Origin of the sequence: Shewanella morhuae (assembly GCF_900156405.1) — a bacterium.
Taxonomy (GTDB): Bacteria; Pseudomonadota; Gammaproteobacteria; order Enterobacterales; family Shewanellaceae; genus Shewanella; species Shewanella morhuae.
Genome location: NZ_FTNN01000011.1, coordinates 1 through 26296, shown reverse-complemented (window position 1 = coordinate 26296; position 26296 = coordinate 1). Strand labels below are relative to the sequence as shown.

Here is a 26296-nt window from a genome sequence, read left to right as displayed (position 1 = left end):
CAACCTAAGCCAAAACTACGTCAAATTTGAGCTTGATAGCATTAGTTATAAACCCAGCCATATCACTTTAAATACTTGGGTCAAACTCATCTAAAGTATTTTCGCGCTTTTCGGCGGCCGCTTTTTCAGCATCATTAAACTCCCCCATATCAAGCTCAGGCAACCTCTCTGTGCAAACATTGCCACCCAGCCCTTGAATGGCTTGGCACAACTCTTGAACTTTAGAGTCCATTAAATGCATATGATCCAGCATCTGCCCTATCGCATTAGCAACCGGATCTGGGTTATCCGGTGATACTGCATACGCATCAAAGCCGTATTTTTTCGCCATTGCGCTGCGACGTTCAGTTTTCTCTTTCGATTGCGCTGACGGTGTTGCCACCACGCGCCCTGGAATACCGACAACAGTGGTATCTTTAGGCACATCTTTTACGATAACTGAGTTAGAACCGACACGGGCACCATCATGCATAGTAATAGGCCCGAGGATTTTTGCCCCCGCGCCGATGACCACGTTATTGGCTAGTGTTGGGTGGCGTTTACCCGCTTGCCATGTGGTACCGCCAAGCGTTACACCGTGATAAAGCGTGCAATCATCACCAATCTCAGCGGTTTCACCGATGACTACGCCCATACCATGGTCGATAAAAAAGCGATGACCAATGGTTGCACCAGGATGAATTTCAACCCCTGTTAGCCAACGGGAAAAAGTCGATAAACAACGTGCCGTTAAGCGCCAATCACGCTTCCATAGCTTATGGCTTATCCGATGCAACCAAATAGCATGCATGCCTGGATAGTTAACCAAGATCTCAAAGGCGCTGCGCGCCGCAGGATCACGGTGATATATAGATTCAATGTCTTCTTTTAGCCTAGCTATCACGCCCATTATTTATCCTTTGCGGTCATTCTGTACGGTAATTATTGATGATTAGGATTTGGCTATTTATCTTTAGAATTAGTGACCTTCTCAATTGACGTCAAAATACCCCTAAGGATATTCATTTCAGGGCTCTCAATCCGTGCGCGGCTAAATAAACGACGCAGTTTCATCATCACTTGTCCAGGATGATTCTTGATGATAAATCCAGTCGCTAGTAAGGTCGATTCAAGGTGGGCAAAAAAACGTTCCTGATCAGCGGCCAGCGGATACTCTGTTGGCTCATCTTCTATCACTTCTTTTTGTGCCAGATGGGCAACGCGGGTTTCATAACAAATAATTTGTACCGCTTGCGCCAAATTGAGCGAGCTGTATTCAGGATTGGCCGGAATAGCTACATGATAAGTGCATTGTTGCAATTCTTCATTGCTTAACCCGTGGTTCTCACGGCCAAACACGATAGCAACAGGGCCGTTAAGTGCCTCGGTGGCTAACTTTACGCCCGCTTCTCTTGGCTCTAACATCGGCCAATCTAAGGTGCGGCTGCGCGCGCTGGTTGCAATAACTAAGCTGCAATCAGCTATCGCTTCAGCGAGTGAATCGACTTTTACAAGGTGTTTAAGAATATCCGATGCACCCGCGGCTAAAGCGATGGAATGCCCATCAGGTTCAACACGCGGTTCGGCAAGATACAAATTAGACAAACCCATAGTCTTCATCGCTCTGGCGGTGGAACCAATATTGCCGGGGTGCGATGTCCCCACTAAAACCACTCGAATATTACTTAGCATGGAATAACTTAATTTAATTCATAAAACGTTGGGGACGAATATTATCACAGCCATTGCCGAATGCTTATATGAAAATCGGTATTTGATATAACTATCAAATCGAGTATAATGCCGCCCGCTATTTAACGTTCTTTAACATCCAGGGGATTGCAATGCATCCAATGCTGACGATTGCTGTACGCGCTGCCCGCGCGGCCGGCCAAAATATTATGCGCGCCTATACCGAACTTGATCGTATTGAAGTGAGTTCAAAAGGTATCAACGATTTTGTTACCAGTGTAGACAAGGAAGCAGAAGCGACAATTACTTACCAAATTCGTAAATCTTACCCTGATCACACTATTGTGGGTGAAGAGAAAGGCGAAAACCGCGGTAGTAATAACGACTATGTTTGGATAGTTGACCCTCTGGATGGCACTAACAACTTTGTTAGAGGCATTCCCCACTTCGCAATTTCTATCGCTCTGCAACACAAAGGTAAAACTGAAGTTGCGGTTGTTTACGATCCCGTTCGCGAAGAACTCTTTACCGCAGTCCGTGGTAAAGGCGCAAAGCTCAATGATTTCCGTCTGCGTGTGACCAATGTGAATGAACTTACCTCTACCATGATTGGTACAGGCTTCCCATTCAAGGCTCGTCAACACACTGAAACCTATATGGCTATTTTCGGCGAAGTCTTCGGCCAATGTGCCGATTTGCGTCGTGCAGGTTCTGCCGCATTAGATTTAGCCTATGTTGCCGCCGGTCGTTTAGATGGTTTCTTCGAAATTGGCTTAAAGCCATGGGACATCGCAGCTGGCGATCTTATTTGCCGTGAAGCGGGCGGTACTGTGACTGATTTTACTGGCAACCATAATTATTTGGTTTCTGGCAATATCGTTGCTGGCTCACCTAAAGTGACCACAGAATTAGTTAAAATCATGCGTCCATTATTGAACGAAGGTTTAAAGCGTTAATCTCTATCAACGCTTACCTTTAGATATCGCATAGATACACAGATTAAACGCGAAAAAGGCCAGTGGCAGTCTCTTCTAAGAGTGCTCACTGGCCTTTTTGTTTCTATCGCTTTAATGCCAAATCATTATCCAAACAGGAGGAGTACGTTACCGTAAATCAGCACTCTGATATCCCCCTAATGATTGCCCCTGATTACACTTTGATTGCACTTTTAAAGCTTGTGCACTCAATTTAACACTCGTCTGTTAATAGGAACGTTAGCTCAGTGTTACCTACCCGCTAATGCTTGTGCTGGCGCAATTTGACTGGCTTTCCAAGCAGGGTAAAGCGTTGCGATTAAACTCATTATAAATGCCATCGCAATGACTAATACCGCATCAGAGCTATGTAACTCTGACGGCAAAAAGTCGACAAAGTACACATCGGCTGATAGTAGTTGAATACCCAATAACTGTTCAATCGTACTGGCAATCGCACTTAAATTTAGCGCCACGCTAATCCCGATAATGCCGCCAAGACCGCAACCAAGCAGACCATTTAAGGCGCCCTGCACCATAAAAATACCCATCACAGCAACACGGCTTAAGCCCATCGTCATCAAAATCGCAATCTCGGACGCTTTATCGCGCACTGCCATCACTAAGGTGGAGACGATATTAAAGCAGGCAACACCAATCACCAGCACTAACACTAAGTACATTACAGTACGAACTAACTGAATATCCTGATATAAATGCCCTTGGGTACGGGTCCAGTCACTGATATATACCGACTGTTTTTGTGCGTAACCGAGTTCGCGCACTTTAGCTGGCGCATCAAATACCTTATCAACACTAATACGCACGCCCGTGACGCCACTGTTTAAATTTAAAATTTGCGCTGCGTACTGCAGTGGAATATAAGCTGTAGTCAGTTCAAGCTCACCGCCGAGATGATAGGCACCAGACACTACAAAACGATGGCTTTTGGCCGCACGTAAACTGCCTGCAGTTTCTGGATCCATATCCTGCACATATAAAGCCAGTGTATCGCCAATCTCAAGCCCTAACTTAGTCAATAAACTCTGGCCAAGCACAATATTATTGTCATCTTGGCTCAGACTCTGCCAGCTGGTATCGCTCATAAATTGTGACAGAGTTGAAACCTTCATTTCCTCTTTCGGAAAGATCCCCACCACAGCTAAGCCTTGAAACCCACCTGGTTTTTGCACTAAACCTTGCATGCGGATAAAGGGCGCCGCGCCGCGAATACCTTCAATCTGTAGCGCGCCTTCAGCCACCTCTTGCCAGTTAGTAATCGGCTCATTCACCCCAACAATATCCGCCTGTGGCACTACGCCAAGTAATCTTTGCTCTAATTCGCGCTCAAAACCGTTCATCGCCGACAAAACGATGATTAATACCGCTACACCTAAAGCGATACCCGCAGTCGATGCGAAGGAAATAAAGCTGATAAAACTGTTGGCTTGGCGAGCGCGATAAAAACGCCAACCAATGGATAAGGCTAACGGGCCGTTCATACTTGGGTTTCCGCCGCTAATTGCAGAAAACCATTTTTCATCATCAATTGGCGGTCCATACGGGCAGCCAATTTATGATCATGAGTCACCACCACAAAGGCAGTTCCCAGCTGGTCGGCAAGCTCACGGATAAGCTCATACACCGCATCGCCACTATTGGCATCTAAGTTACCCGTTGGTTCATCGGCCAACACTAATTTAGGTTTATTAATCAAGGCTCTTGCAATAGCCACTCGTTGACGTTCGCCGCCCGATAACTCGGCAGGAATGTGCGTCAGGCGATGCCCCAGTCCAACGCGCTCCAGTAAGGCTTTCGCATCGGCAAGTGCCTGTTTGCGTTCTTTGCCTTGAATAAACGCTGGCATTGCCACGTTTTCTAACGCGGTAAATTCAGGTAACAAATGGTGGAACTGATAGATAAAACCTAAATCCTGATTACGGATCTGTGCTTGGCGCGCACTCGATACTTGATATAAATCTTCGCCTAACAGCAACACTTTACCCGCGGTTGGCTCATCCAACGTGCCCATAATATGCAGCAGCGTACTTTTACCAGAGCCTGAGCTACCGACAATCGCCAACTGCTCGCCCTTAAACACTTGCAAATCGACATTAGACAACACTTGCGTGGTCACGGCGCCATCATGGTAACTCTTACTGACACTCTGCACTTGCAGTAACACGTCTTGCATTAAAGTTCTCTCTTAAACGGATTTTGGCATCGATAAATATAAATAAAATCAATGCGTAAAATAATTTCAATCTTACTAAACCATCATGGTAAATACCGACGGTATGCAGATGTTGGCGTAGTTACTCGTATCTCAGCGCGGTTGCTGGTTGCACATTAGCAGCGCGCAGCGCGGGATATAAAGTGGCTAATAAGGTCACCAACAAAGTGCCTACCACAATCACAGACAACTGCATAAACTCCAGTTTCACTGGCAAGCTCTGCCCTACACCTAAAATTGAAATGCCTAAAGTCGTCATAATGCTATTCAGATTCAGGGTTATAAATATGCCTACCGCGAGCCCAAGCACTAAACCAAGTACGGCATTGAGCGTGCCTTGTACCACAAAAATGCCCATCACGGCGGGAGTAGTCACGCCTTGGGTTTTCAATACCGCCACATCGGTCGTTTTATCCACCACCATCATCACTAAGGCCGAGACAATATTAAAAGCCGCTACTGCCACAATCAGACTCAGCATCAGCGACATCATATTTTTTTCCATTTTGACCGCGCCAAACAAGTGGCCATAGGTGTCACGCCAGTCACTGGTTGTTGCCTTAACGCCTTGTTTAGCCAATATATCCTGCACTTTAGGTGCTAAAGCTGGCGCGCTAAAGGGATCGGCTAAATAGAGCCTTAATTGATCGATGGCATCACTGGGTTGGCGCATTAGGCGTTTCGCATCTTGATAATGGATATACGCCACGCCAGCATCGACCTGCGATCCCATTTCAAAAATACCCGAGACTAAAAATTTACGTTGGCTCGGCACGGGGCCTAAGGGCGAATACACCACACCATCACCACTTAATAGCCGTATTGTATCTCCCGGGGCGACTTTAAGCTGTCTTGCCAGTTCAGCGCCTAAAATCACCTTGTAGTCGCCACTTTTTAGCTGTTCAAAAGCGCCTGAGTAAGTGTGCTGGGCCACAGAAGATAGTTCTTGTGCTAATTCGGGAAACACGCCATAAATTTGTACCGCACGAATATTCGCTGCCGATTGCACCATAGCCTGAGTCGACACGCTCGGCGTTACGCCTAGTACACCCGGCAAAGCTTTAAGCGCACTCGCCTGCTCAGTCCAATCGACTAAGGGAACTTCGCTATAAATAGTTAATTGCGGCACTGCCCCTAAGATGCGTTGCTTCAGTTGGCCTTCAAGACCATTCATCACAGAGCTAACAACAATAAGCGCGGCAACGCCTAAAAAAATGCCCGAAACGGCAAATAAGGTAATAAACGACGCGAACGCGTTCGCTTTTCTGGCCCGCCAATAGCGGTAACCAATGTAGAAAGGAAATCCTGGATTCATTGAAAGAGGGTTACGTCCTGTGTGCTGAACTTGCTAAATCATGAAGATGGGCACGATAATAGGGGTATTGGTCCTATAAATAAAGAGGCAAGCCTTGTTCACTGACCCCAATCCGTATTTTAGTGTGCCTCACCACTTCACAGCCTATTTAAGCCAATGGCCTAATTCGCAGCCATTACCCTCAGAAATGGCATTAAGATCAATGCAATCCTTGGGTATTCAGCTATTAAGTGAAGTTAAAACGCTCGAGGCTAACTGCCTGCTACAACTGCGTCATTTAGACAACGACGCAAAAGCCGTGGTGGACTTTCTAAAGCTACAATCACGCAAAGTCGATTTGGTACTACAACATGTATTAGAAAAAGAAACCCAAGAGGGTGAAAAATGCATTGGTAGTCAGTTCGGTGGTAGCGGCTTAAGGTTATTCACGCCATCAGCCTTGACCATTGGCAACCATTATAAAATCACCCTATTTATTCACGACGAATTAGTGGCTATTTTGTGCTTTGGTAAAGTTGTTGCCACTCAGCCCATCACCGCCGTTCAATCACAGAACAATGAGCATAACATCAGCGCTGAGTCTGCTGCCAAGCCCTGTGATGCACAATGGCAAGCCGATGTTGAATTCAGTCAAATTCTCGAAGCCGATGTTGAACAGTTAGTCAAAGCCAGCCTTAATGTACAACAGAAACAACTCAAATTACGTAAACTCTCCCGAGACGAGCATCAATAGCCGTTGACTTTTCACTGGCACCTACGCTCTCAAGTCTCTACAATGTCAGCAACTTTTTGTGAATGAATCAGTTTATCGTACGCCAATGACTCACATATCAGCCCTAGCGCCGCCAGCCGTTAAAACTGGCACTCAAATTCAAACCGTGTCCACTGTGGGCGGGGTTTGCCAAGCTGTAACACTCGCCAGTTTAGCGCGTAAACATAAGGGGACGACTCTGGTTGTCACCAGTGATACGCCAAGCGCCTTAAGCTTAGAGCTAGAGCTGAGTTATTTGCTCAGTAAAACAGGGATTAAGGTCAGATTATTCCCTGACAGAGAAACCCTGCCCTACGACAGCTTTTCGCCCCATCAGGATTTAATTTCCCAACGGCTTGAAACACTGGCGCAGTTGTCTCAGATTGAGCAAAATATCGTTATCGTACCGGTTACGACCTTAATGATGCGCCTACCTCCTAAGGCCTATTTAAGTGCCAATGTGTTTGTGCTGAAAAAGGGCGACAACTACAAATTACACGATGTACGCCAGCATTTAACCGACACGGGTTACCATGCGGTTGAGCAAGTCTATGAACACGGTGAGTTTGCTATTCGCGGTTCGATTCTGGATATCTTCCCCACGGGCATGAATATGCCACTGCGTATCGAGTTATTCGACGAAGAAGTCGAAACCATTCGCCGTTTTGACCCAGAAACCCAACGTTCATTGCAACCGGTCGACTCTATTCGGTTATTACCCGCCAAGGAATTTCCTACCGACAGCGCAGCTATCGAAGGTTTTAGGCAACGATACCGTCGCCGTTTTGAGGTTATCGTTAAAGAACCTGAATCGGTTTATCAGTTAGTCAGCCGCAATTTAATGCCCGCAGGGATTGAAAACTACCTGCCACTATTTTTTGATAACACCGCCACCTTATTTGATTATTTGCCCAAGGACACACAATTAGTCACCTTAGGTGATATTGAAAAGTCGGCGCGCGCGCATTTACAAGAAGTCGAGCATCGCTATCAAGACAGACGCGTTGATCCACTGCGGCCATTACTTGCGCCTAAAGAGCTGTATTTACTCATCGAAGAGTTATTTGCCGCCTTTAAACCGCTGCCACGTTACCAAATGCAAGTGCCTACAGCCGATAGCCCTGTCACAAGCAAAGCGGCTATTATTGCTGCCAGTACCCTGCCCGATATCAGCGCCAACCATAAATTAAAGCAACCACTGCTCGCGCTGCAAGATTATGCCAGCAGCGCCAAACGCATGTTATTTAGCGCCGAGTCCGAGGGCCGCCGTGAGGCGTTACTTGAGTTACTCGCGAAAATTCAATTAAAACCTACGCTGTTTAGCCATTTTGATGAGTTTATTCAAAGTGATGCCAAACTGGGCCTTATCGTGTCGCCGCTATCACGCGGTTGTTTGCTGCAGATCAGCGCCAATGAAAGCATCAGCATCATTTGTGAAACTGAGCTATTTGGCCATCGTATTTCTCAGCAACGCCGCCGTGAAAAACAGCGACAAATTAGCAACGATGCCCTGATTAAAAACTTAGCCGAACTCAAAGTCGGCCAGCCCATAGTGCATTTAGAGCACGGCGTGGCGCTATATAAAGGCTTAGTTACCTTAGACACCGGCGGACTTGTTGCCGAATACCTACAACTCGAATATGCCGGTGGCGATAAGCTCTATGTGCCAGTGTCTTCATTGCACCTTATCAGCCGCTACAGTGTTGGCGCCGACGAAGACGCCCACTTAAATAAACTCGGCAACGAGACTTGGGCTAAAGCCAAGAAAAAAGCCATTGAAAAAATTCGCGACGTTGCGGCCGAGCTCCTCGATGTCTATGCTCGTCGCCAAGCGCGCCCTGGCGAAAGCTGCGCGATTGACGAAGAAGAATACGCCCAATTCGCTCGCGGTTTCCCCTTTGAAGAAACCGTCGACCAAGAAAGCGCTATTATTGCGGTGTTAGCCGATATGCAATCACCGACCGCAATGGACCGATTAGTCTGCGGCGATGTGGGCTTTGGTAAAACCGAAGTCGCCATGCGCGCCGCATTTGTGGCCGTCAATGCCGGCAAACAAGTGGTGGTGCTGGTTCCGACCACATTACTTGCACAGCAGCACTATGAAAACTTTAAAGACAGATTTGCTGACTGGCCAGTAGTCACCGAAGTGATGTCACGCTTTCGCACCGCCAAAGAGCAAACTCAAGTGCTACAGCAATTGGAAGAAGGCAAAGTGGATATCGTTATCGGTACCCACAAGTTATTGCAATCTGAGGCCAAATTTGAAAACTTAGGCCTACTGATCATCGACGAAGAACATCGATTTGGCGTGCGCCAAAAAGAGAAAATCAAAGCACTACGCGCTAACGTCGATATCTTAACGCTAACGGCAACGCCCATTCCGCGTACCTTAAACATGGCGATGTCGGGCATGCGCGATTTATCAATTATCGCTACCCCACCCGCCAAACGGTTAGCGGTAAAAACCTTTGTGCGAGAATCAGATCCTGCGACTGTGCGCGAGGCCATTTTGCGGGAGATTCTCCGTGGCGGCCAAGTCTATTACCTGCACAATAATGTTGAAAGTATCGAAGCATGTGCCCAAGGCATTATCGATTTACTGCCCGAAGCGCGAGTCGTCGTCGCCCACGGTCAAATGCGTGAGCGCGATCTTGAGCGGGTGATGTCTGACTTTTATCATCAACGATTCAACGTATTAGTTTGTACCACTATTATCGAAACCGGTATCGACATCCCGAGTGCCAATACTATTATTATTGAGCGCGCCGATATGTTTGGTCTGGCGCAGTTGCATCAATTACGTGGCCGCGTCGGGCGCTCGCACCACCAAGCCTATGCTTATTTGATGACGCCGCATCCAAAACGTATCACGCCAGATGCGCGTAAACGTTTAGAAGCGATTGGTGCACTTGAAGATCTTGGCGCAGGTTTTATGCTGGCGACCCAAGATTTAGAGATCCGCGGCGCAGGTGAACTCTTAGGTGATGAGCAAAGCGGCCATATTTCTAAAATTGGCTTTAGCTTGTACATGGAAATGCTTGAAGCGGCGGTCAAGGCCTTAAAACAAGGTAAAGAGCCATCGCTAGCGCAAATGTTGAATCAGCAATGCGAGATTGAACTGCGTATCCCCGCCCTGCTACCAGAAGCCTATGTAAGCGATGTCAACATTCGCCTATCGCTTTATAAACGCATTGCGGGCTGCGAAACACAGGCGGCGCTAGATGAGTTAAAAGTCGAATTAATTGACCGTTTTGGCTTATTGCCGGTACCTACACGCAACTTAATGGAAACGACCCTCTATAAACATGAGGCGACTCGCTTAGGGGCGACTAAAATCGAAGTGCACAGCAAAGGTGGTAGCATCGAATTTAGTGATGATCACATCATCGACCCGATGTTTATTATTGGATTACTTCAAAGCCAGCCACAAATCTATCGAATGGAAGGACCGAATAAGTTAAAGTTCAGCTTTGCGGCCAAAACCAGTAAAGACCGCCTCGCTTTAGTGAAACTTTTACTTGAACAATTATCGCAACATCGTCTTGGGGATAAATAGTGTTACGTAAACTCGCGGTCTCTATCGCTACACTCATTGCACTATCACACCATCAAGTCGCCCAAGCACAAGCTTGGTTTGAGGTTGAGGTCTATGTGTTTGAACGCCAAAGTCAGTCAACTGAACAATGGCCCGATGCGCCTATTAAGACTAAAACCGATAACGCGATAGATTTAATTTCACCCGTCGTCGCGCAAGTGCTCACGCCGAGCGCAAACGTCTCGGCGCCTTGCACTTTGGTATTTGACGCCGATGCGAACAGCCACTGCGCAGAAACCTTAAATGACGTCACGGCATCTGAATCCACTGCCAATGCGCGTGCCCGAGAGTATCGCTACCCGTCAGTTATTCCGTCAGAAATCAGTAGCCCAGAGCCCAATTATGCTAGCGCCAATGGTAATCCAGTATTACTCACACGTAGCCAAGGCCAATTTGCCAGCATTATTAGCAGCATATCTCGTGAGCGAGGCACACGCAGTTTACTACACATGACTTGGCAACAACCTATGAGCGGTAAAAGCGGTTCAACACCAATACGATTATTTGCTGGTAAAGACTTTTCCAACACTTATCACTTTGATGGCCGAAAAATAGTTAAACAAAATCAGAGCGCGTCAACGCTCAGTACTGAAGGAATACCATTGTCTTCATCTGTGGTATCACCGGTATGGGAATTAGATGGCACACTGAATATCTACTTAAGCCATTATTTATATATTGAAACTGCGTTGAATTTACGCAAAGAAGGCCGAAGACTCATGCCCGTCATGCCAAGTGATGGAACAGATACCAGCGCAGCACTCACAACGCCAAAAGTAATGACACCATTTTTAATGTCGATTCCTTTAGAGCAAAATCGCCGCGTGAAAAGTGAGGAAATCCATTATTTAGATCATCCCGAAATGGGTATGGTGATCCAAATACGCAAAATGGCGCAGCCCAGTGCCCAGCAACAAAGTCAGAATACCGAATCTATCCAAACGGTTGGGCAATACTGAGTGGGCATGTAATAGCGAAAACGCTTAAGTTAACACACTGTATTTTATCCTAAAAATTCATGGAATAAACAGTGCTGTTAACTTAAGACGCTGCGCTGGATAAATCGATAAGATAAATATCATCAGTTTCGCCTTCTTGTACCGTCACGGTTAATACCTCTAAATATGCCTCACAATCAGCCATGTATTAAGCTATTACTCGCAATATCGTCATCCGCACCATCCATGCTGTTTTCGAAACCTTGCCTTGGATTAAACTAAAAATATTAAACTAATCGAATTATATCCATCGTATTAAAAATGAATGCAAAAATGCAAAGATCAGTGTTAATCGAGGGGCTTGTAGAAGAGGTGCTTAAATTAGCGGCAAAAAAAACAGCTAACTAGATTGCTGTTAGCTGTGTCGGGCGACATACGCAAAGGGATATCCATTTAATGGACAAATACATTACCAACCTGTATCACTTTGTTACAGGCCATTCAGATATGCCACTCTACACAAAAAATAATTACTTTCAAGCTTTTGAAAAATAAACGATTAATTTAACTCGATATCATACTTTTTACTGAAAATTGCCCTATATACCTTTCTATAGTGTTTGTCATGCCGCACTCTGTATACTCAAGAGACGCCACAATATTTCTCTTTAGCTTAGATTGGCAACACGGCCAATCACCTGTTAATAAATGGTCACCAAACTCATCAATTTAATACTTAACCATCTGATTTTGCTCATCCTCTAAGGAGATAAACATGTATAACCCTAAAGACTTTACACTCAATGGAGACGTTGCCGTCATTACGGGCGCTGGCGCTGGCATTGGCCGCGCGATAGCAGAAACCTTTGCAGCAGCGGGCGCTGCCGTTATGGTCAGCGATCTAAAACAAGAGACGGCAAATGTCGTAGCACAAGCCATTATTGCCCAAGGAGGTAAAGCGGTTGCAATTGACTGTGATATCACTCAGGAAGATGATCTCACTCGCCTCGTGGCACAAACCATTAGCGAATTTGGTAAGCTCACTATTTTAGTGAGTAATGCTGGTGGCGGTGGGCCAAAGCCATTTGATATGCCAATGGCCGATTTCCGTCGCGCATTTGATTTGAATGTGTTTTCTTTATTCCGCCTTGCTCAAATTGCCGCACCAGCAATGGAAAAAGCGGGCGGAGGGTCCATCTTAGGGATTACCTCAATGGCAGGGGAAAATAAAAATGAACATATGGCCTCCTACGCGTCATCCAAAGCCGCAACCAACCATTTGATCCGTAATATTGCCTTTGATCTTGGCCCCAAAAATATTCGCGTGAACGGCATCGCCCCCGGTGCAACCCGCACGACCGCATTAGAATCGGTACTCACCGCTGAAATTGAACAACATATGCTAAAGAAAACCCCAATCCATCGATTAGGTGAGCCGCAAGATATGGCCAATGCGGCCTTATTTTTATCTTCTCCAGCGGCAAGTTGGATCAGTGGTCAAATTCTTACCGTGTCTGGTGGCGGTGTGCAGGAACTGGAGTAAATAACCCGTAAGCATTGTTGGAAAGTTGTTGAAGGGAGTTATTGAAGAGAGTTATTGGGTTTCGCACGTGGCGAGCGAAACCCAATACATTACAGAAACGATTACTATGCGGTTTTAAATTGGCTAATTTTCGGTAAGTGCGCTGCTAATTGTGGAAACTTATGTGGCTGAACAGTATCCCATTCAATCAAATAATACGGACTCAATTCGTTCGCAGACAGAGTGTTATCAGTGACTTCATCGTGCATCGACAAAATACACATGGCTTGATGTTGGTTTTTTAACCTAAACTCAGTTACGCACTTATTGGCAATATCGACATATTCCTCAGGTCGATCGATACAATCTTGCATGGTAAGTTCTGGATGCAAATTAGGATTGATCAACACAGATTTAAGCCCCGTCAAAAAGCCAATCCGCTCCGCCCAATAGGCACCTAACCCCACTCCGACCATTAACGGCGCGGGATCATCGCTATGCTTCATTTGCTTAGCCACTTCCTTAAGCAATTGCTGCATATCGTGCTTGGGATGCAAAGTGCTGTAACTGACTAAACGTACATCAGGGTCAATAAACTGCAACTGACGCATTTTTTCGTGATTACCTGAGCTAGTGGCATCAAATCCATGAAGATACAAAATCATATCAGGCCTTTTAATCATTTTTAATAACGTGAATTAACTAACCCTAGCAAAAGTATTGTCTGATATCTTGCGCTACATCAAACTTTTACTTGTTGAGCTAAACAAATTTGCTCCGCAAGCTGTTTGGCATTTTCCCAGCGAGCCGTGTTATCAAGTGCTGCTGCCGTTTGGGCGGCATTAGGCTTAAGTAGACTTGCTGGATATTGCGGCGCGTTTGCAGGCCATGTAAAGCCATCGAGCAGTGACATTACGCCAGCATTATCATTACAGACCAAAATCATATCGCAGCCTGCAGCTAAGGCAGCGCTGGCCCTTGCACGGTAATCACCCGCAAAACCCGCACCTTGCATACCTAAATCGTCGGAGAAAATCACCCCGTTAAACCCGAGCTCTTTACGTAACACTTGTTTTAACCAGTACTGCGAAAAGCCTGCAGAGTTGGGGTCGACCTTAGGGTAAACCACGTGCGCTGGCATAACGCCTAATAACTTTTCTTTTGCAATCAGTTCTTTAAACGGCAAAATATCCTTTGCAAAAATCGCCTCGGCATCACGATCATCAATTGGTTTCTCGTAGTGAGAATCGGCCACCACACTGCCGTGTCCAGGGAAATGTTTACCCACAGCGCCCATCCCCGCTGCTGCCATCCCAGCAATAAAGCTTTCTGCCAATGCAATCACCTCGGCAGGCTCAGGGCTAAAACTGCGCTTGCCTATCACTTGGCTAACACCGTTTAAGTCTAATACTGGCGCAAAACTTAAATCGATATCACAGGCCAGTAATTCAATCGCCATTAAAAAGCCGAGTTCACAGGCCCAACGTTTTGCCAGTAGCATATCGCCTTTCGCTGCAGGTAAAATGTCACCCATGGCTGGAATAAGAGTAAAGCCATCACGAAAACGTTGCACACGGCCGCCCTCGTGATCGACCGCTATCAGTATCTCAGGACGAATTTGGCGTATCTGCTGCACCAGACTACACAGTTGATCACGACTTGAAAAATTACGAGAAAATAAAATTAAACCGCCAACTTGTGGATGACGTAACATCTCAGATTCTGCTTCATTTACGTCTAATGCGAGTAGATCTAACATTAAATAACTCATACTTTCCCCTAATAATATTCATTTATACTCAAAAAATAGCCACTCACGTTATAAGCAGTCTACGCTCACAAAAAAGCTCAAAAAAGCGAAGTACCTACCCTTGTAGCGCCTTAAAAATCGGTATTATTACTCAAAAACGGCTCGAGAATACGTTGCCAGTTAAGTTCAGCTTATGCGAACCATAACGAATTAAAAAAACTAATGTGAATTGTCATACTAATCTATGGGATACTGATAGTAGAGTATTACACAGGCACATCTTGCATGAAAGAGCGCCTCAATAGACCAGAGTGTTTGCAGCAGATTAACCCGCTTCAATTTATAGCGCGAGCAATCCTGTACACTCAGACTAAAATAATAATTAAGACACAACAGGACTTCTATCATGATTAGCGTATTTGACATGTTCAAGATTGGCATCGGTCCATCGAGTTCACACACTGTTGGCCCAATGAAAGCGGGCAAAATTTTTATGCAGCGCCTTACGGACTCGGGACTTTATAGCCAAATCGACGAATTAAGAGCTGAACTTTTTGGCTCTCTTGGCCAAACGGGTAAAGGACACGGCACGGGCAAAGCGGTTATTTTAGGATTAATGGGCGAAGATCCTGAATTTGTCGATACCGAAAGCATTGATGGCATTTTAGACAGTGCATCCAAAAATGAAACACTGACGCTCAGTGACGGCAAAATCATTAAATTTACCCGTGAACATGGCATTATCTACCACAGACGTAAATCACTGCCCGCTCATGCCAACGCCATGACCTTATTTGCTTATAGCCAAGGTGAATGCATTTACGAGCGAACTTACTACTCTGTCGGTGGCGGATTTATCTTAGACGAAGATGAAATTAACCAGCGTAATGCTTCGCCCGCATCACCAATTCAATCGGCTCCATTTGAGTTTGATAGCGCGGCGCAACTGCTCGAATTGTGTGGTCAACAGGGTCTGAGCATTTCATCTTTGATGATGGCAAACGAGTTGAGTTTAGCTAGCGAAGATGACGTAAAAGCCAAGTTGTGGAATATTTGGCAAACGATGAAAACCTGTATCGAACGCGGTTATCAAAAAGAAGGTATTTTACCTGGTGGCTTAAAGCTGCGCCGCCGCGCCCCTGCGCTTTATCGTCGTTTAAAAGCTGAAGGCCGTAACAATATAGACCCGTTAACGGCAATGGATTGGGTTGATTTATTCGCCCTGTCGGTGAATGAGCAAAATGCGGCAGGTGATCGCGTTGTTACTGCACCAACAAACGGCGCTGCTGGGATTATTCCTGCCGTATTATGTTATTACGATACTTTCGTACAAGAAGTAGATATCGATGTGTGTGCTCGTTATCTTTTAACGGCGGCAGCGATTGGTATTTTGTATAAGAAAAACGCGTCTATTTCGGGTGCTGAAGTCGGTTGCCAAGGTGAAGTTGGCGTGGCTTGTTCAATGGCCGCTGGCGCACTGACAGAAATTATGGGCGGCACGGTCGAACACGTTGAAAATGCAGCTGAAATTGGTATGGAACATAACTTAGGCTTGACCTGTGATCCCGTTGGCGGCCTAGTGCAAGTGCCTTGCATTGAGCGTAATGCCATGGGCTCAATTAAAGCGATCAACGCCTCTCGTTTGGCACTACGCGGTGATGGTCAGCATAAGGTTTCACTGGATAAAGTGATCAAAACAATGATGGAAACCGGTAGAGATATGCGTAGCAAGTACAAAGAAACTGCTAAAGGCGGCTTAGCGGTCAATATTGTTGAGTGTTAATTTACTCCCGCTAATCGTTTAATCGTTTAATCGTTTAATCGTTTAATCGTTTAATCGTTTAATCGCAGCATAAAAAATGCCGCAACTGATAAAGTTGCGGCATTTTTGTGTGACTCATTGATACTCACAACCGAACTTACGGCTTAAAGTACAAACTATGGAACTTAAGATGTTCTTCGATAAAGCTCGCAATGAAGTAATAGCTGTGATCGTATCCCGCTTGCATCCGTACATCTAAGGGATAACCCTTAGCTTGAGCAATATCCACTAAGGACTGCGGCATCAATTGGGTATCTAAAAAGTTGTCGGCTTCACCTTGGTCAACCAATACCGGTACTTCGCTAATCGCTAACTTAAGTAATTCACAGGCATCGTACTGGCGCCAATGCTCGCGACTCTCACCTAAATACGCACTAAAAGCCTTAATACCCCAAGGTACATTACTCGGGTTCGAAATCGGACTAAAAGCCGAAATTGAGCTATATCGGTGCGGATTACTCAGTCCAATCACCAAGGCGCCATGGCCGCCCATCGAATGACCCGATATTGCACGCTGCGTGGTCACAGGGAAATGTGCTTCAATCAAAGCTGGCAATTCGTGCACGATATAATCATACATTTTGTAATGACGATTCCACGGTGCTTTTGTCGCATTAAGATAAAAACCCGCGCCTAGGCCTAAATCGTAGGCTTTATCGGTTGCATCGGGTACATCATCTCCACGAGGGCTAGTATCAGGGGCCACAATAGCCATTCCAAGTTCAGCCGCCATGCGCTGCGCGCCAGCCTTTTGCATAAAGTTTTCATCGGTGCAGGTTAGGCCTGAGAGCCAATACAACACAGGCACAGGTTTATTCACCGCTTCTGGCGGCAGATAAATAGCAAAACGCATCTCGCAGTTTAACGATTGAGATTGGTGGCGATATTGCTTATGCCAACCGCCAAAACTCTTGTTACAACTGATATTTTCTATGGTCATACAAGTCCTTTTAAACTCAACGTCACAAAGTTTATCGCCTGCTTAGCTGGCAAAACAACAGACAGATTTAACTCTGTCTGTCCGTTTAATACATCAACCTGAAGCGTCAGTTTGAAATGCAAAACCGCCTATTTATCAAAATGGATCACACTGCGGATACTCTTACCTTCGTGCATCAGCTCAAACGCTTCATTGATTTGCTCGAGCCCCATGGTATGGGTAATAAAGTCATCAAGCTTAAACTCACCAGCTAAGTAACGCTCAACGATGTGTGGTAATTCTGAACGCCCTTTCACGCCGCCAAAGGCGGAGCCGCGCCATACTCGACCCGTTACCAGCTGGAATGGACGGGTTGAAATCTCTTGACCCGCCCCCGCAACACCGATGATCACAGACTCGCCCCAGCCCTTGTGGCAACACTCTAAAGCGCTGCGCATCACGTTGACGTTGCCGATACACTCAAAGGAGTAATCCACACCGCCATCGGTCATCTCAACAATCACATCTTGGATAGGCTTATCGAATAATTTAGGGTTGATACAATCGGTAGCGCCGAGCTTTTTAGCCAACTCAAACTTAGACTCGTTGATATCAATGGCAATAATGCGGCTGGCTTTGGCCATAGTTGCGCCAATAATGGCCGATAAACCGATACCGCCAAGACCGAAAATAGCAACGGTGGCGCCTTCTTCTACTTTAGCTGTGTTCATCACCGCGCCCATACCAGTGGTTACGCCACAACCCAGTAGGCAAATTTCTTCTAATGGCGCACTTTTATTGACTTTAGCCAATGAAATTTCAGGTAGAACAGTATATTCAGAGAAGGTTGAGCAGCCCATGTAATGGAAGATAGGCTTGCCATCAAGGTAAAAACGCGTGGTGCCATCGGGCATTAAACCTTTGCCTTGGGTCGCACGAATCTTTTGACACAGGTTAGTTTTACCCGATAAACAAAACTTACACTCGCCGCACTCAGGCGTATAAAGAGGGATCACATGGTCGCCCACTTGCACGCTCGTCACGCCCTCGCCCACTTGCTCAACAATACCGCCACCTTCATGGCCTAAAATGGCAGGAAATACCCCTTCTGGATCGTCACCGCTGAGGGTAAACGCATCCGTGTGACATACACCAGTGGCCACAATGCGTACTAACACTTCGCCCGCTTTGGGTAACATCACATCCACTTCTTCAATTTTAAGTGGTTGTCCTGGCCCCCAAGCAACGGCGGCCTTTGACTTAATAAACTGTGGTTTTTCGTTCGACATGGTTACCGTCCCTTCAGAGGTTATTTGAATAAGTTACATTAATAATAAGTAAATGAATAATTAGATGAGCAAATGATAGCTGTCATCCGTTTCAATCTGATCCCAACATATCATAGGGAGCATTGAATAATGATGATTGTATTTGTTTCTCAACAAGAGACAATCTACTATTTAAGCAATTTATTTTTACTGAGTGACAACAATGTATTTATGGGATGGTATTTCTGAGTTTGTCGCAGTGGCGGAGGCCGAAAGTTTCACCCTCGCAGCCCAACGGCTTAATATTTCCACCGCCCACGTTAGCCGCCAAATCAGTGCGTTAGAAAATCGTCTCGGCACAAAACTGTTTTACCGCACCACTCGCAAAGTGTCGCTAACCGAAGAAGGCACGATTTATTATCGCCATTGCCGCCAGTTACAAACTGGGCTTGAAGAAGCCGAACGCGCTATTTCTAATTTAAAAGATTCGCCCCAAGGCTTAGTTAAACTCACCGCGCCCGTGGCCTACGGCGAGAAATTCATCATGCCGTTACTCAATGATTTTATGGTGCAATATCCCAGTGTGGAGTTTAACGTCGACTTAACCAACCGCACCTTAGACTTGGTTGAAGGCGGTTACGATTTAGCGATTCGTCTCGGCAAACTTGCCGATTCGAGCTTAATGGCAAAACCGCTCAGCAGCCGCACGCATTATGTGGCCGCCTCACCGAGTTATGTGGAAAAGTACGGCCAACCGCATACGCTGTCTGAACTCAATCAACATAATTGCCTGATCGGGAATCATAATTACTGGCGCTTTGTGGAAAACGGCCGTGAGCGCAATATAAAAGTACGCGGTGGCCTGAGTTGTAACAGCGGTTACGCACTAAGAGATGCTGCGCTAAAGGGTATAGGTATTGTGCAACTGCCTGATTATTATATTGAGGATGATATAAATGCCGGAAATTTGCTCTCTTTACTTGACGGTCACCGCGAAGCCAAAGAAGGCATTTGGGCACTTTACCCCCAAAACCGTCATCTGTCGGCCAAGATCCGCGTATTAGTGGATTATCTTGCCGAAAAATTGATTGAATAGACTCCAGCGAAATGGTTCAAGGTTAACCATCACAGCTAAAACGGCGCACACTTGCGCCAGTTTTCACTATCGGTCTTTACCACTCATTTTGAATACCTATTTTTAACTACCTATTTTAACAAAAAGTGTAATACAACATCTTAACGCCCATGCTTGATGACCAACCCCTTCATTTAACGGTATGTAGAAATATCCGTTCAATCCAGAGCAGAATTACAGTGGCATAACACCAAAAGAAGCGAAAAATAATAGACCTCAACCTTGAGGACGCTAGCGTTTGTGATACACATTGTATAAAGGCGAATGCTCGCGTTATCTTTTAATCTTATATTTTATGTCAGCTTAAGGTAGGCTTAGAGACGTTATTATTCTTTTATCTTTTAGCAGCCTAGAGTCCATTATGTCACTATTACCTCTTATCCAAGCGCCCTTTTCCCAAGTCTGCGAGAACAACAAAGCGCCGATTCTAGCCGTATTAACACAAGCATTCTCACTCAACCGACATGTACTCGAAATCGGCAGCGGCACGGGCCAACATGCGGTGTATTTTGCTGCCAATCTGCCCCATTTAATCTGGCAAACTAGCGATCAAGCTGAATATATTGGGGGTGTGACTGCGCGCTGTGAGCAAGAAAACACCACAACCAACCTAGTCTTACCACTTATTCTTGATGTTACTGCGCCATGGCCGGTGGACGGCTTAACACCCGAGATTGACGCCGTTTTCAGCGCCAATACTTTGCATATTATGAGCAAAAACATGGTAGAAGCGTTTTTTAGCGGCCTTGGACTGTATCTACCTCAACTTAACACTCTGTGTATTTACGGCCCGTTTAACTACCAAGGCGAATTTAGCAGTGACAGCAATCGTCAATTTGATGGTTTTTTAAAACAACGCGATCCCGCCAGTGGCATTCGCGATATAGAATGGATTTGCTGTTTAGCCAGCGAACAAGGGTTCACACTTGAGCAAGATGTCGCAATGCCAGCAAATAATCGTTTATTGCAATTTGTGCGAGACTGACTTTAGTCATTAAGCCCGAATTCAACGCCTCTTTAAATGCATAATTCTAATAATCAGAATTATGCAACGCAGATTAATTCATTAGAATAATAAAACCCTCCGCATCGCCTTAGTCATACTTTTAAACTAAACAATCATTAACTCAGCCATTTTTGACAACGATCAATATTTTATACCTTTAAAAAATTATTATAGCGACGTGAATAGCTTAATTTAAAAACATTAAAGGTAGATATTGACACCTAATTTATTAACCTACAATTAGTTTGCTACATATTAATGCAGCATGAAATAAACATTTCACACAAAAGATATAATTTAAAATAAATAATATACCGGTTTGAGAATGATGATTTAACCTAAAAATAAAAGAAGGAAAATGATATGTTTAAAAAGATGATGCTAGTCGCTGCACTGTGCTTGTCGACAAATATAATGGCGGCATCACTTGCCGATAGCCATTCTGAAAGAGCTGATTGTGAATCTTGTCACAAGGATAAAGCGCCTTCTGCAGATTTAGCGTTTGAAAATCAGCAATGTATTTCATGCCATGGTGAAATGAAAACCCTCACAGGGGAAGCTCATGCTAAGCATGATGGCGTAGTAGAATGCACGACTTGCCATATCGCCCACGAAGAAAAAGCACCTGCTGATTCCTGTAAAGACTGCCATTAATTGCCTATCATTGTAAAAATTTATGTTGAACAACATCATTAGGCTAAATGCTGTTTAGCCTAATTTCAACGGGACTTGTCACCTACTGATTGTAAGTGGCAAGTTTTATCTACGCTTTAATATTATTGATATATAACCAGTAAATATCTGATTAATCCTCAAGATATCCCTCTCAAGAAAGTCAGCGCTTTATCTAAGTCACGGGTGCGCGCCATCGGCGGCAAGGAATTTAAAAAGGCTTGGCCGTAATAGCGATTCACAATGCGATTATCGCAAAGGATCAGCACGCCGCGATCTTTCTCATCGCGAATAAGCCGCCCAACTCCTTGTTTAAGCGCAATAATTGCCTGAGGCAAGGATACTTCGGTAAAAGGATCGAGTCCCTGACGACTCACATTATCGGCTCGGGCGCGATACAAAGGCTCATCGGGCGATACAAAAGGCAACTTATCAATAATCACGCAGCTCAGTAGCTTGCCGCGCATATCCACCCCTTCCCAGAAACTACTGGTGCCGAGCAACACCGCATTGCCGAGTTGGCGAAACTTAGTCAGCAGGCTTTGTTTACCCGCTTGACCTTGTACCAGCAGCGGATACTGGGTGCGCGTTCGCAGTGCCAGCGCCGTTTGTTCGAGCATTTTATGGCTGGTAAATAAAATAAAAGTACGGCCCTGCGCCGCATCAATCGCTTGCACGCACACATCTACTAACTGTTTTAATGCTTGCTGTTGATTGGTCACACTACCCAGTTGCCGCGGCACACAAAATACCGCTTGGTGGGGATAATCGAAGGGACTGTCGAGAATGCTTTGCTTTGAATCGACAATGCCCATCTCCCGAGCAAAATGGGCAAGACTACGGTTAACCTGCAAGGTTGCCGAGGTAAATATCCAGCTGGTATCAGGCACAAATAGCTGCTGACACTCACGGGAAATATTAATCGGTGAAATTCGCAGCACCACAAAACGGCTACTAAATTCGATGCTGTAAGCCGCCTGATTATTATCACAGTTAAAAAACACACTGAGCTTATTATTCAGCTCCGCTAATTTAATGGTAATCTCGTCTAATAATTCACTACGACCAATATGGGCCATTAATAATTTTTGTAGCGCGGTTAATTCCGCTAATAAATCCCATGATGCGCTCGCGAGTGCTTTATTAGCCAACACTAAACGCCAATCGGATTCACCGCAGGCATATAACTGATTATGCCAATCACTTAATTTAACAAGGCAGCGCTGGCAAAATTGATCGAGTTGTCCGGTATCAGTCAATTCAGTTTGATAAATAACCAGTAGCTTTTGAATAAAATCATCGATAGTGCGACTCGAACATTGCTGGCCAAAATAGTTAACACAAATGTCGGGTAATAAATGCGCTTCATCAAAAATCACCACGTCTGCATCGGGTAATAGCTCAGCAAAGCCGGTATCTTTCAACACGCTATCAGCAAAAAATAAATGATGGTTAACTACAATGATTTTGGCATCCATGGCACGGCTGCGCGCTTTGCGGGTAAAGCAGACATCATAAAAATCGCAGCGCTTACCAATACAAGTTTCCTTGGTGCTGACCACTAGCGGCAGCGCCGATGAGTTTTCTGGCACTGAGGTTAAACCACCAATATCGCCACCTTTACAGGTGCTCGCCCATTGATTGATTTTCAATAAATCATCCAACAAGCGCGCCTCGATATGCGTCGCCTCGCTCATTTGTTTATCGAGTCGCCACTGGCACAGATAATTATTACGCCCCTTTAACAGCGCCAATTTGGGCTCAATCCCCAACATGGTGACCAGCGCGGGTAAATCTTTAAAAAACAACTGCTCTTGCAGATTTTTACTGCCCGTACTGACAATAACTTGCTTACCACTCAATATCGCGGGGATCAAATACGCAAAGGTTTTACCTACGCCTGTCCCCGCTTCTATCACCACATTGCCTGTTGCTGCTATCGCCTCACTCACCTCCTGCGCCATCTGCATTTGGCTTGCTCTGGCACTAAACCCTTGAATATGCTTAGACAAAACTCCATCGGGCAAAAATGCCCGTTGCACTTCGCCCGCAAGTCGACTCACCGCAGCAGCGCCTTTTGCGGCAACGGGTTTAGCGGCTTTCTCTTTGGAGACAGCAGGCTTTGATGTCGGTTGGCGGGAGCGAGTCAAAGGGAGAATCAATCCTTAATCAAGGTGTTAGGGAGCGTTATAAAACAATGTAGTAAGGCCACACTATAAGCTGCTGCGGGCTGCTGAGCGAGTGCATTGTGATGACTTTACTTAACCACAAGCACTGGTTAGTGCCGCAAACCGCTACCATAAACAATAGCGTTAAGCTTAACGGCTCGAAGCATTATGCTGATTTAAGATAAGACTACAAGTTAGCTGCGTAACTTACGCCAATTTAAACGTCGATATTCGCTCACATCCACCAAAGCATATGCGCTAGCTGTAACGGTTCGCAAGCTTCTGCCGATTTCAGCCTGCTACTAATCACTTGAAATAAATAAGCTACCTCAGCAAAGCAAAACTCTATAGCATTATATACGCTCGATAACAGGATGTTTCAGTGCCAAGCATCAATACTAAAACGCAGGTAACCAGGATGAATGATGTCAAACGTCAGTCTTATCAATTTAAAAATAAGTGACGCAACAACGTCTACTCCAATTTTATTATTTTGATTCAAAATTTTGGAGTAAAGAAGATATAGGCATTGATGGTTTATATGATGGCTCTACAGCGTCAGATCTTGAATCCTACGTTAACTAACAAGAGGCAAAAGCCTACCTCATTAGGGTAAATGAAGTATTGGTAGGAAAGAGAATATGGCTCGAACTTAATCCATCCAATTTCAGCTAACTATAGGAAAATTAATATAAAACGACTAAAACCTCTCGGAAATGTGACTTTCAACCTCTGTAAAAATACCTTTGGTAAACGCGACTTAGGTGTTGTAGGTTATGTTTCGCATCATGGGTGGCTTGGAAATCTTTCTAACGAGAACAGTTTACTCAAGCTGCTTTACGCGGGTATATTGAAGGCCTTTGAGCGCTGGACGCATCCCATCCAAAACTGGAATTTGACGCTATCACAGTTCTCAATCCATTTTGAGGGGCGCTTAGAAAACCATATCGATCTGTGAAATTAACCTGACACAGAATTATGAACAGCCTCAGTCATATTGGTATACCTAGAGAGGGACACTGATGATATGTTTTAGTTATCCTTGACCATGCTAACTGCATTTTGCTTCACTTGTTTTATAAGGTCTTTCACATCTTTCATATTTTTGCTTGGGCTAGGGTAGAAATTAGAGAATTGTTCTGAAAAATACTGCTGGTTTGATCCTGAAATTTTGCTTATTTTACTGCTCATAATTTCTTTGACTAGCTCACTATTCTTTCTTAACTCGTTTATTTCATCATGTTCGAATGATAAATCCATATTTGAAAATATTGATTCAAAACTAAAATTTTTCCATCGCACTTTCTTTTCTTTTAACCCCTCATCGAAACTTAACGCCATTTTTTGTAAATTTTCCTTACATTTAATCTCAGATGACTGCAACAAGAGCAAAATCCAGTATTCATCAAATACGGTAGATAATTCATCATAGGCATGTAAAATTTGAGTGATAGTATTAAATCTATGTTGATGCTTATGTTGTTTTTTCCATGATGATACTGTTCTTATCGAAAAAATAAGTAAGCCTATAGTGCCTGCACCACCAAGAAAAGAACCTAAATCACTAAAGTAGCCTAAGGTTGGTGTAAATAAATCGGGATCTGCAGAGTGCCCACCTAGAATCCAACCCAAAGCTAATATAATAAAACTGTACAAAACAATCGTAATTATAAAGCATGTAGTGATGTTAAAAAAAGATTGAAAAATCGCTGCAAAATTATCAACTCCTATTTGGTAACGTGTACATCAAACGAATACAACACATTGTTACATGGAAACATTTTTTTAAGCTGCTATTTATGAATAATTTAATCCTTACAGTTCACCTAGTAAGGGGATTAAAGGGTCGGAGTAAATTAGGGAAGTTGAGATATTTTTCTCATCAGATCCACTCGCACTAAAGTAAATGCTCTAACGTGTATCTGTCCAAAAGTGTACTCAGCATTTTTTCATGCCTTAACAAATCGGCTTTTCTAAAACATCTATAACTAATTCTAAAAAATAGTGGCCACATAACCAATTGAAATAACAAATACAGTAATTGTTAGTGCTAGCTCTAGCCTTTTGAACTTACAGACAACACGAACGCACAAAAGGTGCGCTATGCCACTACAGTGATTAGCGAGACGACCGCCCCATGGATGGAGCAGTCGAGCATCCAAGGACGGACTGGAACAACATCCCTGTTTAATTGCCAGTTCACTCTCCATGGCTCTCGTTCATAAGCTCAGAAACCTGTAGTGGCATAGTGAATTTGGCCACCTAATAAGAAATGTTATGATCTCATTCATAGCGAATTTAGGTGACAAAATGAATAAAAGTAAACGTGCACGATATAGCGCAGCGATTAAGCTCGAAACTGCCCAATTAGTCATTGACCAGGGCTATACACAAGAAGCGGCAGCCAAAGCCATGAACGTAGGTAAATCAACGGTCAGTAAGTGGGTAACGCAGCTTCAGGTCGAGCGCCAAGGGATTGCTCCTAAAGCCTCACCCATGACGCCTGAGCAGATTGAAATAAGGGCACTTAAACGAGAAATTGAGCGTATTAACCTTG

General features: G+C 44.8%; 21 protein-coding genes and 1 pseudogene. 11 read left to right on the top strand and 11 right to left on the bottom strand.

Annotated features, from left to right (window positions below; all coding sequences use genetic code 11):
* Nucleotides 1–67: 67 nt before the first annotated feature.
* Entirely contained in the window at nt 68–889 is an 822-nt protein-coding gene (gene cysE, locus BW947_RS13195; protein ID WP_076500305.1) for a serine O-acetyltransferase, read from the bottom strand.
* 53 nt (nt 890–942) lie between these two features.
* Nucleotides 943–1671, bottom strand: a complete 729-nt coding sequence (trmJ, locus tag BW947_RS13190) for a tRNA (cytosine(32)/uridine(32)-2'-O)-methyltransferase TrmJ (RefSeq protein WP_076500303.1) — start codon at nt 1669–1671, stop codon at nt 943–945.
* A 152-nt stretch (nt 1672–1823) separates the two neighbouring features.
* On the opposite strand from trmJ, the gene suhB reads away from it, so the two are divergent.
* Complete coding sequence (gene suhB, locus BW947_RS13185) at nt 1824–2627, top strand: inositol-1-monophosphatase (RefSeq protein WP_076500301.1); 804 nt, start codon at nt 1824–1826, stop codon at nt 2625–2627.
* 269 nt (nt 2628–2896) lie between these two features.
* On the opposite strand, the gene lolE is transcribed toward suhB, so the two are convergent.
* The 3 genes from lolE to BW947_RS13170 all read right to left on the bottom strand — a co-directional run bounded on the left by lolE (nt 2897) and on the right by BW947_RS13170 (nt 6193).
* The gene (gene lolE / locus BW947_RS13180) at nt 2897–4147 is read right to left on the bottom strand and encodes a lipoprotein-releasing ABC transporter permease subunit LolE (RefSeq protein ID WP_076500299.1); all 1251 of its coding nucleotides are present in this window, start codon (nt 4145–4147) and stop codon (nt 2897–2899) included.
* Nucleotides 4144–4839, bottom strand: coding sequence for a lipoprotein-releasing ABC transporter ATP-binding protein LolD (lolD, locus tag BW947_RS13175; RefSeq protein WP_076500298.1), 696 nt, complete (start codon nt 4837–4839; stop codon nt 4144–4146). The genes lolE and lolD overlap by 4 nt, the downstream gene beginning before the upstream one ends.
* A 121-nt stretch (nt 4840–4960) precedes the next feature.
* The gene (locus BW947_RS13170) at nt 4961–6193 is read right to left on the bottom strand and encodes a lipoprotein-releasing ABC transporter permease subunit (protein ID WP_076500297.1); all 1233 of its coding nucleotides are present in this window, start codon (nt 6191–6193) and stop codon (nt 4961–4963) included.
* Between the two features lie 94 nt (nt 6194–6287).
* Between BW947_RS13170 and BW947_RS13165 the strand changes: the two genes are divergently transcribed.
* The 4 genes from BW947_RS13165 (at nt 6288) to hdhA (ending at nt 13020) form a co-directional block, all read left to right on the top strand.
* On the top strand, nt 6288–6926 hold the full coding sequence (locus tag BW947_RS13165; RefSeq protein ID WP_076500296.1) for a hypothetical protein: 639 nt from the start codon (nt 6288–6290) through the stop codon (nt 6924–6926).
* Nucleotides 6927–7011: 85 nt separating this feature from the next.
* A complete protein-coding gene (gene mfd / locus BW947_RS13160) occupies nt 7012–10500 on the top strand; it encodes a transcription-repair coupling factor (protein WP_076500295.1) in 3489 nt (1162 codons plus the stop codon).
* Nucleotides 10500–11498, top strand: a complete 999-nt coding sequence (locus BW947_RS13155; RefSeq protein ID WP_076500294.1) for a peptidoglycan binding protein CsiV — start codon at nt 10500–10502, stop codon at nt 11496–11498. The genes mfd and BW947_RS13155 overlap by 1 nt, the downstream gene beginning before the upstream one ends.
* A gap of 754 nt (nt 11499–12252) precedes the next feature.
* Complete coding sequence (hdhA, locus tag BW947_RS13150) at nt 12253–13020, top strand: 7-alpha-hydroxysteroid dehydrogenase (RefSeq protein ID WP_076500293.1); 768 nt, start codon at nt 12253–12255, stop codon at nt 13018–13020.
* A gap of 104 nt (nt 13021–13124) precedes the next feature.
* Here the strand turns inward: hdhA and ycfP are convergent, their stop codons facing one another.
* Together ycfP and nagZ are read right to left on the bottom strand one after the other, a co-directional pair.
* Nucleotides 13125–13664 carry an alpha/beta hydrolase YcfP gene (ycfP, locus tag BW947_RS13145; protein WP_076500292.1) on the bottom strand — a complete coding sequence of 180 codons (540 nt, stop codon included), beginning with the start codon at nt 13662–13664 and terminating at the stop codon, nt 13125–13127.
* Between the two features lie 77 nt (nt 13665–13741).
* Nucleotides 13742–14770: a beta-N-acetylhexosaminidase gene (gene nagZ / locus BW947_RS13140; protein ID WP_076500291.1), complete on the bottom strand. Its 1029-nt coding sequence runs from the start codon at nt 14768–14770 to the stop codon at nt 13742–13744.
* A 385-nt stretch (nt 14771–15155) separates the two neighbouring features.
* Between nagZ and BW947_RS13135 the strand changes: the two genes are divergently transcribed.
* Entirely contained in the window at nt 15156–16532 is a 1377-nt protein-coding gene (locus tag BW947_RS13135; protein WP_076500290.1) for an L-serine ammonia-lyase, read from the top strand.
* Between the two features lie 136 nt (nt 16533–16668).
* Here BW947_RS13135 and fghA read toward each other — a convergent pair whose 3' ends face one another.
* Entirely contained in the window at nt 16669–17511 is an 843-nt protein-coding gene (gene fghA / locus BW947_RS13130) for an S-formylglutathione hydrolase (RefSeq protein ID WP_076500289.1), read from the bottom strand.
* Nucleotides 17512–17639: 128 nt separating this feature from the next.
* Nucleotides 17640–18779 carry an S-(hydroxymethyl)glutathione dehydrogenase/class III alcohol dehydrogenase gene (locus BW947_RS13125; RefSeq protein WP_076500287.1) on the bottom strand — a complete coding sequence of 380 codons (1140 nt, stop codon included), beginning with the start codon at nt 18777–18779 and terminating at the stop codon, nt 17640–17642.
* Nucleotides 18780–18981: 202 nt separating this feature from the next.
* Here BW947_RS13125 and BW947_RS13120 point away from each other — a divergent pair, with 202 nt between their 5' ends.
* The 3 genes from BW947_RS13120 (at nt 18982) to BW947_RS13110 (ending at nt 21553) form a co-directional block, all read left to right on the top strand.
* On the top strand, nt 18982–19854 hold the full coding sequence (locus BW947_RS13120; RefSeq protein ID WP_076500285.1) for a LysR family transcriptional regulator: 873 nt from the start codon (nt 18982–18984) through the stop codon (nt 19852–19854).
* A 400-nt stretch (nt 19855–20254) separates the two neighbouring features.
* Nucleotides 20255–20878 carry a DUF938 domain-containing protein gene (locus tag BW947_RS13115; protein WP_076500283.1) on the top strand — a complete coding sequence of 208 codons (624 nt, stop codon included), beginning with the start codon at nt 20255–20257 and terminating at the stop codon, nt 20876–20878.
* A 384-nt stretch (nt 20879–21262) separates the two neighbouring features.
* Entirely contained in the window at nt 21263–21553 is a 291-nt protein-coding gene (locus tag BW947_RS13110) for a cytochrome c3 family protein (protein WP_076500281.1), read from the top strand.
* Nucleotides 21554–21711: 158 nt separating this feature from the next.
* Here BW947_RS13110 and yoaA read toward each other — a convergent pair whose 3' ends face one another.
* Nucleotides 21712–23721: a DNA repair helicase YoaA gene (gene yoaA, locus BW947_RS13105; RefSeq protein ID WP_076500279.1), complete on the bottom strand. Its 2010-nt coding sequence runs from the start codon at nt 23719–23721 to the stop codon at nt 21712–21714.
* An 817-nt stretch (nt 23722–24538) separates the two neighbouring features.
* On the opposite strand from yoaA, the pseudogene BW947_RS18650 reads away from it, so the two are divergent.
* Nucleotides 24539–24697 (top strand): annotated as a pseudogene (locus BW947_RS18650) (IS256 family transposase); the annotation flags it as partial.
* A gap of 74 nt (nt 24698–24771) precedes the next feature.
* Here the strand turns inward: BW947_RS18650 and BW947_RS13095 are convergent.
* Nucleotides 24772–25395 (bottom strand): hypothetical protein, encoded by a 624-nt coding sequence (locus tag BW947_RS13095; protein ID WP_076500277.1) that lies wholly within the window; start codon nt 25393–25395, stop codon nt 24772–24774.
* Nucleotides 25396–26049: 654 nt separating this feature from the next.
* Between BW947_RS13095 and BW947_RS13090 the strand changes: the two genes are divergently transcribed.
* Nucleotides 26050–26296 (top strand): transposase (locus tag BW947_RS13090; RefSeq protein ID WP_143562251.1); only part of this gene is annotated, 247 nt, incomplete at its 3' end.

Coding starts and splice junctions, on each gene's coding strand:
- mfd (WP_076500295.1), top strand. CDS start 7,012: ATGACTCACATATCAGCCCTAGCGCCGCCAGCCGTTAAAACTGGCACT.
- BW947_RS13125 (WP_076500287.1), bottom strand. CDS start 18,779: ATGTCGAACGAAAAACCACAGTTTATTAAGTCAAAGGCCGCCGTTGCT.
- hdhA (WP_076500293.1), top strand. CDS start 12,253: ATGTATAACCCTAAAGACTTTACACTCAATGGAGACGTTGCCGTCATT.
- suhB (WP_076500301.1), top strand. CDS start 1,824: ATGCATCCAATGCTGACGATTGCTGTACGCGCTGCCCGCGCGGCCGGC.
- lolD (WP_076500298.1), bottom strand. CDS start 4,839: ATGCAAGACGTGTTACTGCAAGTGCAGAGTGTCAGTAAGAGTTACCAT.
- BW947_RS13110 (WP_076500281.1), top strand. CDS start 21,263: ATGTTTAAAAAGATGATGCTAGTCGCTGCACTGTGCTTGTCGACAAAT.
- fghA (WP_076500289.1), bottom strand. CDS start 17,511: ATGACCATAGAAAATATCAGTTGTAACAAGAGTTTTGGCGGTTGGCAT.
- lolE (WP_076500299.1), bottom strand. CDS start 4,147: ATGAACGGCCCGTTAGCCTTATCCATTGGTTGGCGTTTTTATCGCGCT.
- BW947_RS13115 (WP_076500283.1), top strand. CDS start 20,255: ATGTCACTATTACCTCTTATCCAAGCGCCCTTTTCCCAAGTCTGCGAG.
- trmJ (WP_076500303.1), bottom strand. CDS start 1,671: ATGCTAAGTAATATTCGAGTGGTTTTAGTGGGGACATCGCACCCCGGC.
- cysE (WP_076500305.1), bottom strand. CDS start 889: ATGGGCGTGATAGCTAGGCTAAAAGAAGACATTGAATCTATATATCAC.
- ycfP (WP_076500292.1), bottom strand. CDS start 13,664: ATGATTTTGTATCTTCATGGATTTGATGCCACTAGCTCAGGTAATCAC.
- BW947_RS13120 (WP_076500285.1), top strand. CDS start 18,982: ATGTATTTATGGGATGGTATTTCTGAGTTTGTCGCAGTGGCGGAGGCC.
- BW947_RS13170 (WP_076500297.1), bottom strand. CDS start 6,193: ATGAATCCAGGATTTCCTTTCTACATTGGTTACCGCTATTGGCGGGCC.
- BW947_RS13135 (WP_076500290.1), top strand. CDS start 15,156: ATGATTAGCGTATTTGACATGTTCAAGATTGGCATCGGTCCATCGAGT.
- nagZ (WP_076500291.1), bottom strand. CDS start 14,770: ATGAGTTATTTAATGTTAGATCTACTCGCATTAGACGTAAATGAAGCA.